Source organism: Streptomyces alkaliphilus (assembly GCF_014141535.1).
Taxonomy (GTDB): Bacteria; Actinomycetota; Actinomycetes; order Streptomycetales; family Streptomycetaceae; genus Streptomyces; species Streptomyces alkaliphilus.
This window is the reverse complement of sequence record NZ_VKHT01001645.1, coordinates 1-568: the sequence shown is the minus strand read 5'-3', so window position 1 is coordinate 568 and position 568 is coordinate 1. Positions and strand designations below refer to the sequence as shown.

Here is a 568-nt window from a genome sequence, read left to right as displayed (position 1 = left end):
CGCCACCAACCCTGTACGGTCCCCCGCCCCGGGCTTCCGTCGGGCACCGGCGTTCACGTCCCCCCGGGGGACGCTTCCCGGTGCTCCCGCTCCTGCCTCCGCATACGGATCCGGCGGTAGTACACCGTGGCGATGCCGTCCGCAAGGGCGAGGGCACCGAGGAAGAGCAGACCGGGGAGGATGTCCCCGGTCGAGGAGAACACCATGGTGGGCACCATGTAGGCCACGAACACGAGGGCGACGAACGGCATTTTGGCCGTCTTCTCCATCACCCGCATGAAGGCTGTTTCGAATCGATCCCCCATGATCTTCCCCCTTCGCGTGACCCATGCCGTCAAGACGTCTCACCGGGTAGCCGTGCCGGGGGCGGGTGCCACGGCTCGCCGGAACCGAAGCGGGTGCGGAGTACGACGTTCGGGGACGCCAACGCGGCATCGCCTCGGCCCCCTCCCACCGGCCCCGGTGGCGAGGGCGACCTCGTCCACCGCCTCGCAGGAGTTGTGGGTCGGGTCGACCACGACGGCGTAACGGACGACCACCCCGGCCACCCGCTCCGTCCCGTCCGCGT

General features: G+C 70.1%; 2 protein-coding genes. Both read right to left on the bottom strand.

What is annotated here, in order from left to right:
- Positions 1–53 precede the first annotated feature (53 nt).
- Positions 54–305, bottom strand: coding sequence for a hypothetical protein (locus FNQ90_RS26125; RefSeq protein WP_182608554.1), 252 nt, complete (start codon positions 303–305; stop codon positions 54–56).
- Positions 306–344: 39 nt separating this feature from the next.
- On the bottom strand, positions 345–568 hold a 224-nt coding region (locus FNQ90_RS27915), incomplete at its 5' end, for a hypothetical protein (RefSeq protein ID WP_228471624.1).